At 58.9% G+C, this 16,580-nt stretch carries 9 protein-coding genes and 1 pseudogene; 2 read left to right on the top strand and 8 right to left on the bottom strand.

From position 1 onward, the window contains the following. Positions 1-201: 201 nt before the first annotated feature. Positions 202-1,986, bottom strand: a complete 1,785-nt coding sequence (locus ACTQYB_RS02305; protein WP_441481756.1) for an ABC transporter permease — start codon at positions 1,984-1,986, stop codon at positions 202-204. Beyond that, a complete protein-coding gene (locus tag ACTQYB_RS02300) occupies positions 1,983-2,765 on the bottom strand; it encodes an ABC transporter ATP-binding protein (protein WP_033493646.1) in 783 nt (260 codons plus the stop codon). The genes ACTQYB_RS02305 and ACTQYB_RS02300 overlap by 4 nt, the downstream gene beginning before the upstream one ends. Positions 2,766-3,033: 268 nt before the next feature. Here ACTQYB_RS02300 and ACTQYB_RS02295 point away from each other — a divergent pair, with 268 nt between their 5' ends. Further along, the gene (locus tag ACTQYB_RS02295; protein ID WP_441481755.1) at positions 3,034-3,390 is read left to right on the top strand and encodes a hypothetical protein; all 357 of its coding nucleotides are present in this window, start codon (positions 3,034-3,036) and stop codon (positions 3,388-3,390) included. Between the two features lie 118 nt (positions 3,391-3,508). Here the strand turns inward: ACTQYB_RS02295 and ACTQYB_RS02290 are convergent, their stop codons facing one another. Beyond that, positions 3,509-4,540: a LacI family DNA-binding transcriptional regulator gene (locus tag ACTQYB_RS02290; RefSeq protein WP_033506521.1), complete on the bottom strand. Its 1,032-nt coding sequence runs from the start codon at positions 4,538-4,540 to the stop codon at positions 3,509-3,511. A 370-nt stretch (positions 4,541-4,910) separates the two neighbouring features. Here ACTQYB_RS02290 and ACTQYB_RS02285 point away from each other — a divergent pair. Then, positions 4,911-6,284 (top strand): annotated as a pseudogene (locus ACTQYB_RS02285) (AlwI family type II restriction endonuclease); the annotation flags it as partial. Positions 6,285-6,433: 149 nt separating this feature from the next. Here ACTQYB_RS02285 and ACTQYB_RS02280 read toward each other — a convergent pair. From ACTQYB_RS02280 to gtfA, 5 genes are all read right to left on the bottom strand, one after another. After that, on the bottom strand, positions 6,434-6,979 hold the full coding sequence (locus ACTQYB_RS02280; protein WP_441481754.1) for a hypothetical protein: 546 nt from the start codon (positions 6,977-6,979) through the stop codon (positions 6,434-6,436). A 1,396-nt stretch (positions 6,980-8,375) separates the two neighbouring features. Then, positions 8,376-9,428 (bottom strand): ketol-acid reductoisomerase, encoded by a 1,053-nt coding sequence (ilvC, locus tag ACTQYB_RS02275; protein WP_033506517.1) that lies wholly within the window; start codon positions 9,426-9,428, stop codon positions 8,376-8,378. Positions 9,429-9,906: 478 nt separating this feature from the next. Next, positions 9,907-11,262, bottom strand: coding sequence for an MFS transporter (locus tag ACTQYB_RS02270; protein WP_101454771.1), 1,356 nt, complete (start codon positions 11,260-11,262; stop codon positions 9,907-9,909). A gap of 1,838 nt (positions 11,263-13,100) precedes the next feature. Then, positions 13,101-14,702 carry an MFS transporter gene (locus ACTQYB_RS02265; RefSeq protein ID WP_441481753.1) on the bottom strand — a complete coding sequence of 534 codons (1,602 nt, stop codon included), beginning with the start codon at positions 14,700-14,702 and terminating at the stop codon, positions 13,101-13,103. A 114-nt stretch (positions 14,703-14,816) separates the two neighbouring features. Next, positions 14,817-16,328 carry a sucrose phosphorylase gene (gene gtfA / locus ACTQYB_RS02260; RefSeq protein WP_441481752.1) on the bottom strand — a complete coding sequence of 504 codons (1,512 nt, stop codon included), beginning with the start codon at positions 16,326-16,328 and terminating at the stop codon, positions 14,817-14,819. Positions 16,329-16,580: the final 252 nt, after the last annotated feature.

Genomic DNA, 16,580 nt, shown 5'->3' with positions numbered 1-16,580 from the left:
GCGTCGGCAGAAGGTTGAGAGGGATACACACCGGAACGGCACCACGGCATGACACCCGGGTATGGCACCCCGGACAACACCGCGGTCCGATGCTCCGGACGACAATACACAAACTGGTTACGCTGACGACGGTCCTAGCGTAACCAGTTTGTATGTGGGGAGACGTGTATGTGGGGAGACGATAACAGGACAGGCCGCGGTTTACTGGAGGGACGCGAAATCACGCAGGTGGTCAAGCACCGTCAGTTGGCGCTCATCCAGCACAATGCCACCCAGCCACGTCCCCAGCGCGAGAACGCCGACACCGTTGAGCAGCGCGGCGAGCGCGACACACCACGGCAAACCGGCATCGCTGACACCCGCCATCGCAAGCGCCATCGCAACCAACCCCGTCGGCAACAGCACAATCATCGACCCGAACATATGAATCAGCGGAATCAGCGCCTGACTGGCCGCACGGCCCTGAGGCGTGGAAAACGGCCGATCCGCAGGGGCTATCGGATACATGAACACCGGTGAAATCACCTCGGCCACACCGACCGCGCACAATCCGAGCCCCACACTCAACGCCCAGAACATCACTGACATGTCCAGTCCGGTCTTCGGCGTCCACGCGCCGGTCGCCGCCACGCACACGATTGAAAGCAACGTCAAGTACACGAGGATAATCGCCACGTGCACGCGAACGCGACCACGCCGGTCGTCAATCCCCCGCACGCCGCTGAGCACTTCAAGCGTGAACCCGAGCCCGTCATATGCGACACCGTTGCCCTCAAGCGCGGCAAGCACCAGCCCGCCCGTAGCGACGGCGAACCAAACCGCATACCGCGTATCCTCCGGTTGCAACAGCATCGCCACCAGCACCAGCACAGGCGCCGCGTACATGACCAGCTGTCTGGGATCCCGACGCAGATACGTCGCCAAACGCGCGGAAATCGCGCCGGGCACACTGTCGGGAACACGAGCGAACATGCCGATGCCGCGCTGCACTTGCGCCGTCGTAGACCGGCCGCCGACCGTGCGTTCCCTGTGCAAACACCACAGGCACGCCCGATAGCATATCCAACAGGTGACGGCGATAATTGCCAGACGCGCCGCAATCAGACCCCAACGCCCCTGCCCCGCGTCGAAGGGCAGCTGGAACGCCGCTCCGAATGGCGTCCAGGCGGCGACCACCGCATATTTTGCGTAGGTGACTTCCTTGACGCCGGAGCTCATCAGGATATTCGGCAGCTGGAACGCGAAGAAGCACAACGGCATACTCAGGATGTACAGCCAGCTGCGGGTGCGCCGCGAATCCGCGAGCACGGAAAACAGCGAAATCATCGCCTTCGACATGGCCAGAAGCACGGCGACCGTCACTGGAGCCGACAGCACGGCCACAACCACCATCAACGCGCTCGTCCCCCGGTATATCGGCGCGAACGCAAACAGGGTGAGCATACCGCAGATCGCCGGCAATCCACACATACCGGCAGCGAACAATCCACGCGTCAGCCTGCCGTCATCGATGCCGAACAGTTTGAATTTCTGCGGATCCATGGCGCTTGCCTGACCGACGTACATGAGTTGGAGCAGCAGGACGCCCAGCATGGCGACGGCCCCGCCCAGCACCACGATTGTGTTGAGCAGGTCGCCGGCGTGGGTGGCGGCGGGCATGACATCGTCGCCGAATCTCAACGCGGTGACGGCGGCGCCCACAATCAGGCAGATGGCAACAATCAGCGACACGATGGCGGCGATGATGCGTTGCGGGGAATGCTTGAGCGAGGCGAAGGTGAGGACCCAGCGCAGGCGGATGAGCGTGACGGCCGCCTTGGGAGCGCCGGAGGCGGGGGCGGAGGCAGAGGCGGGAGCGGGCGCTTGAAGAGGAGCGGCTCCGGGAGCGGGCGCGCCGAAGGTGGGAACAGCTGGTGCGCCGGGGGCAGGAACCGGCGCGGGAGCGGGAGACGGAACGGAAGCCGGGGCCGGAACGGGAGCGGTCATTGCGCTCCTCCATCCAACCACGCGATATGCGCGGCGCCATGCCTGCCGCCGACCAATTGCAGGAACCGCTCTTCGAGATCCTCGCCGGCGGCCACTTGGCTGATGGTTCCGGCCGCGCATACCACGCCTCGATTGATGACCGCGACATGCGTGCACATTTTCTCGACAAGCGCCATCACATGCGAGGAGATGATCACCGTGCCGCCTGTGGACACGTATTCGATGAGGATGTCCTTGAGATTGGCACTGGAGACCGGATCAACCGATTCAAACGGTTCGTCGAGCACCAGAATGCGGGGGCTGTGAATCATGGCGCATGCGAGGCAGATCTTCTTAGTCATTCCCGCTGAATAGTCGGCGACCATGACGTTGGCGGCATTGGACAGGTCGAAGGCGGTAAGCAGGTCTCCAGCTCGCTGAAGCGCTTGAACACGAGGCATGCCGCGCAACATACCGCAGTAGACCAACAGCTGCATGCCGGTGAGACGGTTAAAAATCTCATCAGGCTGCGGCATGACGCCGATGGTGCGCTTGACTGCGTTCACGTCGCTCCACACATCCCGCCCGAGAATCGTGGCGATACCGCCATCCGGGCGAAGCAGGCCGGTGACCATGTTGAGCGTGGTGGTTTTGCCGGCGCCATTGGGGCCGACCAGACCGTAGAAGGAGCCGACGGGAATATCAAGCGACAGACCGTTGACGGCGACTTTGTCACCGAAGCGCTTCAGCAGGCCGCGGATGGATACTGCGGCGGCGGGGTTGGGAGGCACAGGTTGCATAGGCCGCGCGGGCTGAACAGGCGGTACGGCTTGCACAGACGATGTCGTGATACCGGGTTGCGTTGATTGCACAGGTTGCGCTGACTGCACAGGTAGCGCGGGCTGAGCGATTGGCGTAGTCGGCGTCGGCGTGACGGGCTGCATCATCGCAGGCGCATCCGCGCCAGGGAAACGGACAGAATATCCCGCATTGTCTAGTGTCATGGATTTAGGCTATCACGCGGACGCAAGGATGGTTGGAATTCAAGCGAAATCGCCATAGCTGAAGATGACATTCGGGACGAAAATGGAGTGCCAAGAGGACGATGCAGCGCTGAAGACGATACTGAAAAACACTGAAGACCACACGGTGCCGGAACCGGCTGCATCAAGTCCAAGGAACCCTCTGCCGGCCCTCATCATCGTCGCGCTGATGGCGATACCTGTGGCTGTCGCCGTATGGGTGCCCGGAGGATTGTCCTTCGTCGGATTCTTCTGGGGACTGCTGTTTGCCGGGTGCAGCGCTTGGCTTGATGTCGAGGTTATGCGGCGCCAAAGCGTATTCGATGACCCGCACGTCACCGCGGATGAGGCGCACAACCCTCTCAGCGCGCCATCACCAACCTCCCACCCCTTCACAAACTAGCTACGCAAACAGTCTCCCCAGCGTAGACAGTTTGTGGAAGAAAAGCCCGGGGACACGCCCACAATGCCCTACAACCCGGAGACACACCACAAATCACCCGAGGCCTGGCTACTCCGCCTCACTCAGCGCGGGGCACGGCGGTTGATTCGCGGGTGATGAGCCGATATCCGGGCTCGAACTGGTTGGCGACGGATTCGCCGTCGATCAACGCATACAGCATCGAAACGACCTGCCCGCCGAGCGCAGGAATATTGCGGGCGAGCGCGGTCAGTCGCGGTTCGGTGACCGTGCACAGGTAGGAATCGTCCCACGAAATAAGCGACAGATCTTCAGGCACGTTGATTCCCTTGGCGGACGCCACATGCAGGCCTTCGATCGTCATCACATCGTTGTCGTACACAATCGCCGTAGGCGTTTGCGGCAATGTCAGCAACCGTTTCGTGCAATCGCGGCCTTCCTGCGGCGTGTAGTCAGCGTGCAGGCAGTCATACCGCATGTCATATTTCGCGGTTTCCTCACTGAAGACCCGATCACGCAGATACGTGTGACCGAATCGTTCAGGACCGGCGACGCGCGCGATATGAGTATGCCCCAAATCATGCAGGTATTTGACGATTTGGCGGGTCCCATCGGCGTCGTTGCTGCTGATGGTCGTCAGGCCGCCGGATACGGATGCATCGGAGAATACCAGCACCGGCACTTCAGGATGCTGCCGATACAGCTCGACGCGACGGTCTCCGATTTCGACGTTGAAAATCATCACCGCGTCCACGCTGCCGGCGGCAATCCAATTGCGGTGTACGCGAAGCGCCTCGTCGTCATCATGCGCGAAGCGCAGCAGCAGGGAGTAGTCTTCCTTCTCGAGTTCCACACCAACGCTGGAGAACAGCTCCATGAAGTAGGGCTCCACGCCGAGCAAGGTGCTGCTTGCGTTCAGGACCACGCCAATGGTGTGCGTATGCGCCACGGACAAGGCTTTGGCGGCGCTGTTTGGCTTCCAACCCATCGAATCGGCGATTTCCAGCACCTTTTTACGCGTTTGTTCGGAGACGCCGGGCTTGCCGTTGAGGGCGTAGGATACCGCGCTGCTGGAAACCCCTGCGGCTCTTGCCACATCGGTGATAGTCACCTTCGACTTTCCACTGCCCATGGCTTTCACCCTTCAGTCCATACGTTTATCTGCATGTTAACCCCTTCATCTTACAGCGGCGCAACCCAAAGGTTTCCCAGCGCTCATATCTTGAAAGACAACGATGATATCGTTACCATCCGCCGTAGGTGATGCCGCAGCCGCATATTCGACCGCGCGCACGACCACACGACGTACGACGTACAACCGCGCGACGCACGACCGCGAATAGGATGTCGCGCCGGCACCCCCGGGCTGCAAACCAGGAAATCCTGATTCCGCAAGGGCGTACCGGCGCGATGAGTGCGATTCGGCTACCGCTTCAGATCGTTGGCGCTGCGCAACACATTCGCGGCGGCGAAGATTATTCCCACGAGAACAAAACTTCACCGACTACGGCGACGTGAACATGCGTTATCTCCGCATTAGCGGCGTGGTGCAGCGCAAAGGACGAGGCCTCATCATCGTCCCGGCGAAGCACTTGCTTGCCGAACAACTAGCGAAGGACACCGCCACCCGTCGCCCGATCATGGACGTGTACAGGGAGCTATGCAATGGAGCGGCGCTGCCGACCGATAACCTCGACACTGCCAAAGCCTTGCTCTCTAACATGGAGTCCCAGCTGAAGGCGAACCACATCCTCTATGACCTGAGCGACCGACCGCTGAACACGGTCGCAGAGATCAACATAGCCCGCCAATACCTCGAAAAGCTCTGGATGGACACCGACGAGCTGAAATACGCCTCCGAGCAAAGCAACCAGTGGCAGGAGATCTCCGACTACATGTCCCTGCTCATCGATGGCGGAGGGAAAAAGATCGACAACGACGACGAGGACAACGGCATCGAGGACAACGGCATCGAGGTGCCGAAGGAAGAGACGCCCATTTACCTCGAATGGACGCTGTGGCGCGCCGCATTGGCCATGGGAGCACTAACCAATCATCCCAGCGAGGTACGAGGTTTCCGTCTGGACTCCGATTTCCTGCCGGTTTCCACAGCCGGCGGCGGACAAGGCGACCTGTATTGGGAATACCAGGACTTCACCATTCTGACCGAGGTCACCATGTCTAGATCATCGCGCCAAGAAGCCATGGAGGGAGAGCCCGCCCGGCGCCATGTATCCGATGCCGTGCTGAAATACGGGGAAAAGAACATTCCCGTGTATGGACTGTTCGTCGCAATAAAAATCGATACCAACACCGCAGAGACCTTCCGGCACGGCATCTGGTACACGAAGGACGACGCCAAGCAACGGCTCGACATCTTGCCTTTACCACTTGAGCAATTCCAATCGTTCTTCGTTTCGCTCTTCCAATCCAACGAGCCCGCGAAACCTCAGAAGGTAAAGCAGCCAATCGAAAACTGCGTCCACATCGCACTTGAAACCCACTATCTCATGATGTGCACAGCGTTTGAAAAAATCGGATACTTCATCCACAACAATGGCAGCGACCATAAAAGGGAACAGAGCTTCGAAAATTACATTAAAACGATCATCGATGACACCAATAGTGATGCGGCAATCCCTCTCTCCTATCCAGAAACATGGAAGAAAGAAACCAACGAGCTGTATAAAGACATCAAACACGCCGGAAGAGGCCACACACAGCCGGAAGGGGAACAACTCCTAAAGCACCTCAACGAGGGGATACTCCTCATGCGCGTATGGATAGCCAAGCATCTGGGCTGCGATATGGCCAAACTCACAGACTCCCTGCGCTATGACCGTCAAGTAAACATGTACGGAATCAAACTCCACTAGCAATCAGAATCACATGACACCTGTATAGAAACCCATCAATAACGTAAGGTTTCTAAACATTGATTTTTAGACGGGTTTCTATACACGTTTCGGCATGAAACACGGTCCGGATCAGCGGGCCGTGGAATTGTGTAGAAAACGGTCGTTTACTATACGTTGGCGACTACTATTGAAATTAGAGCAGCCACTATGGTTACTCCGCTTAACCCCCACGTTATGGTATTGATATATGACTTCTTGAGTAGATAGGCCGTTCTTAGATTTCTCATCGCTTCTTTCCCGTCATCTTTGACTTCGTGATACTTTTCCCAGATATCGAGCGCATCGATTTTGAATTGGACCATTGCCAGATATTTCTTGCACTTCCAACCGAAGTACGCCGGGACCACTGTTGCCAATCCTGTGCTTACAAGAACAAGCCAGGAAGTTGCCGACCCCGGTCCACCGCTAAAAGTCTTCAGTACGAACCCCACGACGAGCAGGACGGCCGATATTATAACAACTATGATCGCAGACCGGATATTGGCTATATCTGGTTCCTCTTTAGCTACATCTGAATCGAGGTTTTTTATTGCTTTTTTCGTAGTCTCCTTTTTTTCGGATAATTTCAGTGAGCTCAGGAAAGCTTTTACTGCTTTTATGTCCGATTCGTCATGGGACTGTGCAGGGGGTTGTTCCTCGGGAAGCGCTGACATGATTGGTTCTTTCCTTGATGAAAACTGATACACAAAAATATAATACAAAGGGAAGTGAATCGGCGCTTCGCGGTGATTCGTGCAGCAGCGCCAAGGGCATGATTGAGCAGTACACGGCGGCAAGACCGGTCTCTTCAGCGAACCGGTTACGGCGGATAGCGCGACGGGCGGCACGACGGGCGACACGGCCGGCGAAGGCGACGGCGTAATCCGCGTCTTCAGCACAGATGTGCCGCAACCCGTCGCAATCCGGTATGCGTGGAAAAGCTGGGGTCCTGCGCTCGTGCGCAATGCCGACGGGCTGCCAGGCATCCCCTTCCGCGCCGACGTATCGCAAGCCGAGACTTGGCGCGTCCGAGGGTTGTTCCCCTTTTCCTTCGGACGCGTCAACCCTTTTCCGGTGTACTCGGAACGCGACGAGTGTCTGCGATTCGGGGTTGTTTTGGCAATCGTGTCGCGGAGCAATGTCAATCATGCCGTGAAGCGGTGCAGTCGTGTCGCAAAGCGATGCAGCCGCGCCGTGAAGCGGGACTTATCGCCCCAGATAACCATCTGCGCGAGTTCTCCCTCGATGACACCGAATGCCCTGTTACCTTGGGCCGTGGGTGGGTCTCGGACGGCAGGAGCCGTCGGGAGGACGCATGCGGATTGCCTCCACGCGGGTAAACTCCCGGATTTCCGCTGGAGTTTAGAGCGGATACACGAATCCGGCAGCGTTCTCCCAACTGCGGCTCCAAGACCGGATTTTGTGAATCGCAGAATTTCAACGTTTTGTTTGGGAGATTATCGGCGAATTCCTGATTTGTGCCTAATCTCCCGCACCCGATATGGGAGGTTTCGCTGTGAATCGAAAATCAGCCGACTTCTCCCGCGCTGGCCATATCGGCAAGCTATCCGCACCCGACTTCCCGCATACCCGGCCCCGCACACCCAACTCCCTGCACGCCGAATCCCACACATCCAGCGGGACAACCGCCCTCAACCGCCTGAACGCGTGGACGGTGGGCCGACTCCCGACCCCACCGGTTATGCCGCCCCGCTGTCCCTGCTTCTGCCGACGCTGAGATGCCTGTCAGTGTCGGTAGAAGGTCACCGCTCTGTTTCTGCCGACGCTCAGACCCCACTCAGCGTCGGTAGAAGGTTGAAGTGCGCACGCGTGCATGCGTGTAGCCCAGCCTCGTCCATCACAAACCAGCTACGCTAGGACCTTGGTTTGCGTCACCAGTTTGGGAAGAGACACAAACCAGCTACGCTAACAACCTCCCCAGCGTCACCAGTTTGGGAGGAGATACAAAAAGACCGCCGGCCGGACGAACCGGACGACGGTCTCTTTCAAACGCTATGCGGGACCTCGGCTAGCCGGCCACTGGCTCAGCCGCCGAAGCGCCGCCCGCAATCACTGCACCTGGGTACGAGCGATCTTGCCGTTGAAGGACTCAGCCACATCAGCGTCAGCGTCCTTCTGGTTGTTCCAGGAGAACATAGCGCGAAGCTTCGGGCCGACGGTCTCGAGGTGCGGGTGAGAGTACTCTTCCTGCAGCTTCTTGAACTTCGGGGCGCCAGCAGCCTGGTCATCCATGAACTCCTTGGCGAAGGAGCCGTCCTGGATGCGCTTGAGCTGATACTGCATGCGCTTCTTGGTCTCCTCGTTGATCACGGTGGAGGTGTAGTCGCCGTACTGAGCGGTGTCAGAGCAGGACCAACGAGCCTTGTTCAGGCCACCCTCGTTAGCCAGGTCGACAAGCATCTTCAGCTCGTGGAACACCTCGAAGTAGGCGATCTCCGGCTGATAGCCAGCCTCGGTCAGCACGTCGAAGCCCATGTCGCACAGGTGGTTGATGCCGCCCATGAGGACATCCTGCTCGCCGAACAGATCGGTCTCGGTCTCTTCCTTGAAGGTGGTCTTGATGGCGCCAGCGCGCAGAGCGCCGAGGGCCTTCGCATAAGCCAGGGTGATATCCCAGCCGTCGCCGCGAGGATCCTGCTCGACAGCCACAACCACCGGGACGCCACGGCCGTTGGTGTACTCACGACGGACGATGTGGCCCGGGCCCTTCGGGGCGACCATGAACACCGGGTGATCCTCGGTCGGCTTGATGTAGCCGTAGTGGATGTTGAAGCCGTGAGCGAAGGCCAGTGCAGCGCCCGGCTTCAGGTTCGGCTCAATCTGCTCCTTGTAAACCTTGGCCTGGTACTGATCAGGCAGCAGGATCATGACGATGTCAGCTTCGGCGACCGCTTCCGGCACGGACTTGACCTCGAGGCCCTGCTCCTTGGCGTAATCCACGGACTTGGAGGTCGGGCGCAGGCCGACGACGACGTCAACGCCGGAATCGCGCAGGTTCAGCGCGTGGGCGTGACCCTGGGAGCCGTAACCGAGAATGGCGACCTTCTTGCCATTGAGCACGGAGAGATCCGCATCCTTCTCATACCAGATAGTTGCTGCCATATGTAGCACTCCTTGTTTTGGGAAAATCCCTTGCCGGCTTGATACCGGCACTTTGCTTGTAACTTCTGCAAAAAGGATTTTGTCCTTAATTGATGCCCATCATACTAGAACCGGTGTCCTGTATCGAACGCGTTCCACTAGTTGAACATCTCGGCAAAACTTTTTCGCAAGCCATCAAGCACATGGGTAGTTGGTCTCCGGACCGTAGTGCGGAACCGGGACGCGGCGGGCGGAAAACCAACCGCCACGCCTCGGAATCGCGCCAAAATCCAAAGTGGAATCGATATTCAGTTATGTCGTTATGCACTTACGTATTCAGTTATGTATGGTCAGATATCAATATTCAGATATCTCAGGTATTGACTGCGGACAGACGCCGAAGCGTGCAATCCGCGAGGACGCCCATGACGGGGAGCCGGCAATCCGCTGCCCGCCTGCCGAAAGCCGCGACCGCAACCGCCGGCTCCACGCGCCGACATCACTTGGTGAAATCGGTGTCCTTCGTCTCACGGCAGCTGAGCACCGCAACCAGGCAGCACACAGCCATCACGCCGAGATACAGGCCGACCGAACGCACGCCCCAATGATGGGACAGCCAGGTGGCGATCGTCGGAACGAACGCGGCACCCACAATCGCGGCGAGATTGTAGCCGATGCCGGAACCCGAGTAGCGCACGTTCGCATCGAACAGCTCAGGCAGGAACGCGCCGATCGGGCCGAACGCGATGCCCATCAGAGCGAAGCCGACGCACAGGAACAGCTCAACCTGGAAGAAGTTGCGATGACCCATGAGCAGGTACGGGAACACCAGCGCGAACACCACCAGCGCGACCGAGGAGAACACGAGCACGCGACGACGGCCGATACGATCCGCATACACGCAGGACAGCACGATGAACAGCGCGAACACGCAGATGGCGATCATCAGCATGAGCAGATACTCGCGGTTCGTAAAGCCGAGGCCGCCGCCACCCTGAGCGACAGTCTTCGTGCCCCAAGCGAGCGACCAAGTGGCCAGCGTATAGAACAGCGTGTAAGTCACAGCGACGATGAAGGTCGCCTGGATCACCTGACGCCAGCTCTTACGGAACACCTCAGTCAGCGGGGACTTGACCACCTTGTGCTGCTGCTGGGCGAGACGGAAGACCGGAGTCTCCTCCATCTGAACGCGCACGACAAGACCGACGATCACCAGCACGCTCGACAGCAGGAACGGCACGCGCCAGCCCCAAGAGACCATCGCGGCGTTATCGTTGAAGCTTTCGAGCAGGAAGTACGTGCCGTTCGACAGGAAGAAGCCGATCGGGGCGCCCAACTCCGGGAAGGAGCCGTACAGGGCGCGCTTGCCTTCAGGCGCGTTCTCGGTCGCCACCAGCGCGGCGCCGGACCATTCGCCACCCAGGCCGATGCCCTGGACGAAGCGGCACAGGCACAGCAGCGCGACCGCTGCGATGCCCCACATGTCATAGGTCGGCAGGCAGCCAATCAGGAAGGTGGCGATACCCATCGTCAGCAGGGACACAACCAGCGTGGTCTTGCGACCCATGCGATCGCCGAAATGGCCGAAAATCAGGGAGCCGACCGGGCGGGCGATGAAGGCGATGGAGAAGGTGAGCAGCGACATCAGCAGCGCGACCGTCGGGTTGGTCGTGTCGCTGAAGAACACCTTCGGGAAATAGTTCGCAGCGGCGGTGCCGTATGCGTAGAAGTCATAGAACTCGATGGCTGTGCCGACCATGGAAGCGGCAATGACGGTGCGAACCGAATCGCGCGTCATCTGTTCCACTTTGCCGGCGGCCTGTTGAAGGCCAGTCGTCTGTTCGACTGCTGTCATGATTGCTCCTGGATTGCTCCTGGATGTGCCGACGTTGTTCGCGTGCGACACGATTCCATCTGTTATGTTCTGAGCTGGATGCTGGTTGCGAATCTGTGTTTGTCCTTGTGGGATGTGCAGCGCAACAAAAAAGCCCCGCGATGTATGCAGGGCGAATGATTTATCCGGCCCCGCATTCGTCAGCGGGGCTCAGCATGTACCGAATCAGTCCGCCAACGAAGACGGGCTAATAATTCGTGCGGAAACTCGCAGCAACAGCAGACCGTTCATCGTGGCGTCCTCCTTTCGGTTCTCTTTGGGATGTGTTCCCAACTGGTTTGTAACCATAGGAGGGTTCGCCCGCCACAAGGAGGCGATGTCCACTATGTGGACATGTCGGGAAGGCTGTAATATCAACGGGTTGAACGTTTGACTTCGATAGGTGTCAGGGTGTTGGTGGGGTAAGTGGGGTTGGATGGGGTGAGGTCGGATACAGTCGGCTGCGGATGTGGATGCGGCCGAAGGTAGTAGAAACGGTCGGGCACGGGAAATCGCGACGAATTGATTGGCATGGGCATAATCTCCCGGGAGAACAGTGAGATTGAGGCAAGCCCCGCAAGAACTCCCAACGAAATCGTTGAAATCATGCGGTTCACAAAATCAGGCCGCCGGGAGTTTAGCATCAAATCAACGCGAACACGATAAACTCCCGGGAGAACAGTGAAATTGAGGCAAGCCCCGCAAGAACTCCCAACGAAATCGTTGAAATCATGCGGTTCGCAAAATCAGGCCGCCGGGAGTTTAGCGTCAAATCGACGTAAACGCGATAATCTTCCACAACCGATTCCGTCGGCATGCGGGCGACCACGGATCTCCAACGCTCTCAATCAGAGGCCAATCCGCAGCAATGAACGATTGACACGCGCCCGGGGAGTTCTTCCACGCGATGAAGGAATCCGTGCAAACTCCCGCAGCAGCCAAATCATCAACATGCTCAGACCTGATTTCGCCACGAATCGTCATAGATCGCGCCCGCCTTACAAACCGGTTACGCGGAGCCGACCGTCAGCGTAACCGGTTTGTGTGAGGATGAACGAGACTGCCACAATTGCACGCACCACGATATGGGCCCGCATCAGCGACGGGTGGCGCCGCAATTGCACGCCACCACGATTGGCCGTCACGCACCTGCACGACCGGCATGAGACAGGGGCAGATGAACCTGTGAATCGATTCTGCCGGCCTTCAGTTCTCAATGCGCAATCTCAATATCTCAGCGAAACGTCGAAATCAGCGAGATTTTCAGAAAAAACTCTGAAAAACTCCGACGGGAACGCAAATCCGAGATTTATTGAGATTCTATGGGCCAGCCCGCACGAATGAGGCGCCATCACATCGTTGATATTCCGCGGTTCTCAAGAATCCGCCATCGCTGTGAGGACTCGCCAGAATCTGAAAATCTCGCGAAAACATGTCCAGACGCGAGATATTCAGAAAAATCTCTCAATATCTCGCGACAGAAGGGCGAATCCGAGAGTTTTTCAGAATCCAATCTGAATATCTCGCCAAATCGGAGGGGGCTGCGGTCGCAGGCGTGCCGGGATGCCTTCACCTGCACAGCCAGTGCGAAAACGCAAGCGGCCGGACACCTGTTTCGCCCCGCAATGAGGGGGAACAGGCACCCGGCCGGCACATCGCATCCATCGCGCGCATCACACACGCTCAGGCGTTGCGAGGCTTTGCGAGACGGCGCAGCCACACGCACTAGCACAAAGCGCGCTGCCCGCACAACCGAACGTTTAAAATCCGCCACCGCCGTCGAGCCACACGCACTTGCGCAGGGCAAACCGCCCGCGGCGTCACTTCACTTTCTTGATGCGCATGATTAGGTAGGCGGCGACCAGCACAATCACGATGGCGACGATGAACACCACGCGATAGGCGGATGGCGGGGTAGCCGTTACATGATGCATGCCCTTGGAAATGCTGATGATCGTCGACGTGAGCACCGAGCCAATCACCGTGGACAGCGTATTCGCAAGGTTCAAAATGCCCAAATCTTTGCCCGCTTCGTCAGGGTTCGGCAACACGGAAACGTTCAGCGCCTGATCGATGGCATTGTACACGCCGTACCCCAAGCCTGCGATCGCAGCAAACAGCAGCATGCCGACGCGACTCGGCATCGCCAGCGGCATCACAATACCGACAGCGAACAGGCAGCTGGCCAGCGCGACCGGCAGCTTGCGACGGCCGATCTTATCGGTAATCGGACCGGCGGTCAGCGCTGCAATCAGCGAAACCACCAGCGTGATCACGCCCATCACGGCAATCAACGCATTCGCGGAATCCTTCGCCTTAGGCTGCCCGGCGAAAATGTAATCCTGCGAAATGTAGAACAGATAGCCGTTGATCATCCAGTAGCCGCCCATCATCAGGGTGCGGCCCACCAGCGCGAAGTAGAAGTCAGGCGCGTGACGCGGCGGACGGAAGTTCATGAGCACGGACTTCACCGTGATATTCTCACGCTTCTCGTTCACGTTGGACTTCTCCCGCGGCCAGACAATAACCGTGATGATGCCGATCAACGCGAACGCCGCAGCACCAATCAGCCAGCCGAGCGTAACGCCGGAAGCGCCATGGTCGTTCAAACGCGCGCCGACCACATTGCCAAGCGTTTGACCGGTAGCGATACCCGCACCATAGAAGCCGGAAATGGTGCCACGAACCTTGTCCGGCACACGATCGGACATGGTCGCCACGAACGGGGCGAGCATGACGTTGTATCCCAGCTGGGCCATGCACCACAGTACAAGAATCGTGGGGAAGCTATGCTGCGAAATCGCGATCAGACCGACAGACAGACCGGCGATCAGGCCGCCGACCACAATCCACGGGGTGCGCTTGCCAAAACGGCTGCGCGTCATATCAGACAGCGTGCCGAAAATCACGTTCGCCAGCAGCGCGACAATGGAACCGACCGCGTTGATGGTGCCGAGCATGGATTCCTTGGTGGCAGGATTGATGTTCTGCAACACTTGCGGCAGAATCACCGTGCTCAACGCGACCCACGGGATGGCGCACACCACGGCACTCAGCGTGAAACCGACGCCAAGCCTCACGATTTCGCTCTTGGACGGCCGATGCCCATCAGCGCTGACCATCGGGTCGCGCATATCGTTGAATGCGGAATTCGGATCGAGCACCGCCGCATCCACAGAATTCGCCATCGCAGCGACTGGCGTACCGCTTTCAGCGCCCATGCGCGTTTCCTGCACGCCTACGGACGCCGCGGAATCTTCGCCTTTCGGCTGCGTCGGAAGCGGAACGGCGAGACGGCTCACCGCGATTTTCTGTTCCGGCGTCAACGCCTTGTCCAAGTCAGGACGGTCATCGATACCTGGTCGGACATACCCGTTGCCAGGCTTCTTGCCGGCAGCACCGCCGGTCTCATTGTCGGTCATGTCAAATCCCCTTTGTTATGCCTTGCAATGCCTTCGCTATGCGGCTTGTTATGTGACTTGTTATGTGACTGCCGCCACCAGCCCATTCAGGGTCGGCAGCGGCAGTCAATCGTTTCAGGCGACCATCGGCGGGTTTGCCAGCAGGTCGTCGGTTTCATGCTCGCCGGCCGCATCCGACCAGCGCAGTGAGCACACGGAAGCCTGGTTGTCAACACCCAGGCCGCGTTTCGGTTCGAACGTGAGGCTCGCCGACGTGGTCTCGCCCTTCCAATCGAAGGTCAGCGTATCGCCCTCATGACTGAAGGTGAACTCGCCGTCGAATGCGTCAAGCTGGTTGCGCAAACGGCACAAGGCGTTCAGCGCCTTGACGACCGGACGTTCGAGATTACGGTCGATCTCCTCTACGGAATAGTAGTGCCGGTTGATGTCGCGGCCGACATTCGTGCGATGCAGCAGCTCCATGTCGTTCGCGCCGGCGAGCGCGCCGACATAGTACACCTGCGGCACGCCGGGCAGGAAGAACTGCACGGCACGCGCGGCGAGGTAATGCTGGTCGTTGCAGCCGAGCGCCGAATAATACGTGGAATTGACCTGATAGAGGTCGAGGTTGCTGGCGGCGGCACCGGTCGCGGCGCGGGATTCGCCGTGGGTGTTCTCGTGGATGGTTTCGACGAGCTGATCGACCTCCTCATCGGGCACGAGGCCCTTGAGGCTGCGGTCGAGCTGATCGGAACCGATGTCGATGACACCGATGCCGTCATGCGTATCGAGCACGGTGACCGCGTTGTTCGGACGCACGTCAACCCAGTGGGCGATCGGCTCGGTTTTACCGGTGGTCAGCGCGTGGAGCAGCAGGCCCGGGATCGCGAAGTCGTAGACGCGATCGACCTTGCTGGCGATGGCGACCTGCTTCTTGTAGTACGAGTGCACTTCGATCAGCGTTTCGAGCCCGCGGGATTCGGCTTCCGCCTTGATGCGGCCGATGAGGTCGAAGGTCTTGGGGGTCATGAAGCAGCTGGTCTTGGCCTGCTTGGCGCCGTAGCCGACCGCGTCGAGGCGGATGTAGCTCACGTGGCTGCGCGACAGCTGGTCAAGGATGGACAGCAGGTAATCCCAGCCTTCCTTGGAGTCGGTGTCGATATCGACCTGCTGCGGGGTGAAGGTGGTCCACACGAGACGGGTCTTGCCGCCCCACGTGTAGTGGGTGAACGGCAGGCCCGGACGCGGACGGTAGATGCCGGCGAGGTCCTCTTCGGTGGCTCCGTCGGGGAAGACGCTCGACATGGTGAGGAACATCGGGTAGTAGGGGCTGTCTTCGCCGCGCTTCATGACGTCTTGGAATTGCTTGGATTCCCAGGACATGTGGTTGACGATGGTGTCGACCATGATGTCGTGGGTCTTGGACAGTTCGGCGATGTCGTCCCACGTGCCCAGACGCGGGTCGACCTTGGTGTGGTCCACCGGGTCGAAGCCGGCGTCGGCACCGTCGAACGGGGTGAAGAACGGCAGTATGTGCACGCCTTCGTACACGCCGTTGAAGCGGGTGCGCAGCACATCGGTCAGGGATGCGATGGTGCCGTCACCGAGCCTGTCGGCGTAGGTGATGAGTTGGACTTTATTCTTCATTGACCCTCCTTTGGCGCCAAACACAGAACACTTACAGTGTAGCGAATTTCGGCGGATTTCGGCGGATTTTCATGGATCTGACGATTCGAGTCGCCGTCCGCCCGTCATTGTCGAGCGATTCCCGAACGCGTATCGAACCGGTTCGATATTGTACGTGCGGGGGTGGTCATGATGCCTTGCGACACGCGGAATATCGGCGAAACCGTGCCGAATACGGGGCTCTCTGGTGTCGCAAGAGCGATGGAGGCGGGG

Source organism: Bifidobacterium sp. LCP19S3_E9 (genome assembly GCF_052121135.1).
In the GTDB taxonomy this organism is placed as follows: domain Bacteria; phylum Actinomycetota; class Actinomycetes; order Actinomycetales; family Bifidobacteriaceae; genus Bifidobacterium; species Bifidobacterium thermacidophilum.
Note: the sequence above shows the minus strand (reverse complement) of the source record. Positions and strands in the feature narration are given on the sequence as shown.

Excerpts from the sequence above, each read along its gene's own strand:
- ilvC (WP_033506517.1), bottom strand. The coding sequence starts at position 9,428 with ATGGCAGCAACTATCTGGTATGAGAAGGATGCGGATCTCTCCGTGCTC.
- ACTQYB_RS02295 (WP_441481755.1), top strand. The coding sequence starts at position 3,034 with ATGACATTCGGGACGAAAATGGAGTGCCAAGAGGACGATGCAGCGCTG.
- ACTQYB_RS02305 (WP_441481756.1), bottom strand. The coding sequence starts at position 1,986 with ATGACCGCTCCCGTTCCGGCCCCGGCTTCCGTTCCGTCTCCCGCTCCC.
- gtfA (WP_441481752.1), bottom strand. The coding sequence starts at position 16,328 with ATGAAGAATAAAGTCCAACTCATCACCTACGCCGACAGGCTCGGTGAC.
- ACTQYB_RS02280 (WP_441481754.1), bottom strand. The coding sequence starts at position 6,979 with ATGTCAGCGCTTCCCGAGGAACAACCCCCTGCACAGTCCCATGACGAA.
- ACTQYB_RS02265 (WP_441481753.1), bottom strand. The coding sequence starts at position 14,702 with ATGACCGACAATGAGACCGGCGGTGCTGCCGGCAAGAAGCCTGGCAAC.
- ACTQYB_RS02290 (WP_033506521.1), bottom strand. The coding sequence starts at position 4,540 with ATGGGCAGTGGAAAGTCGAAGGTGACTATCACCGATGTGGCAAGAGCC.
- ACTQYB_RS02270 (WP_101454771.1), bottom strand. The coding sequence starts at position 11,262 with ATGACAGCAGTCGAACAGACGACTGGCCTTCAACAGGCCGCCGGCAAA.
- ACTQYB_RS02300 (WP_033493646.1), bottom strand. The coding sequence starts at position 2,765 with ATGCAACCTGTGCCTCCCAACCCCGCCGCCGCAGTATCCATCCGCGGC.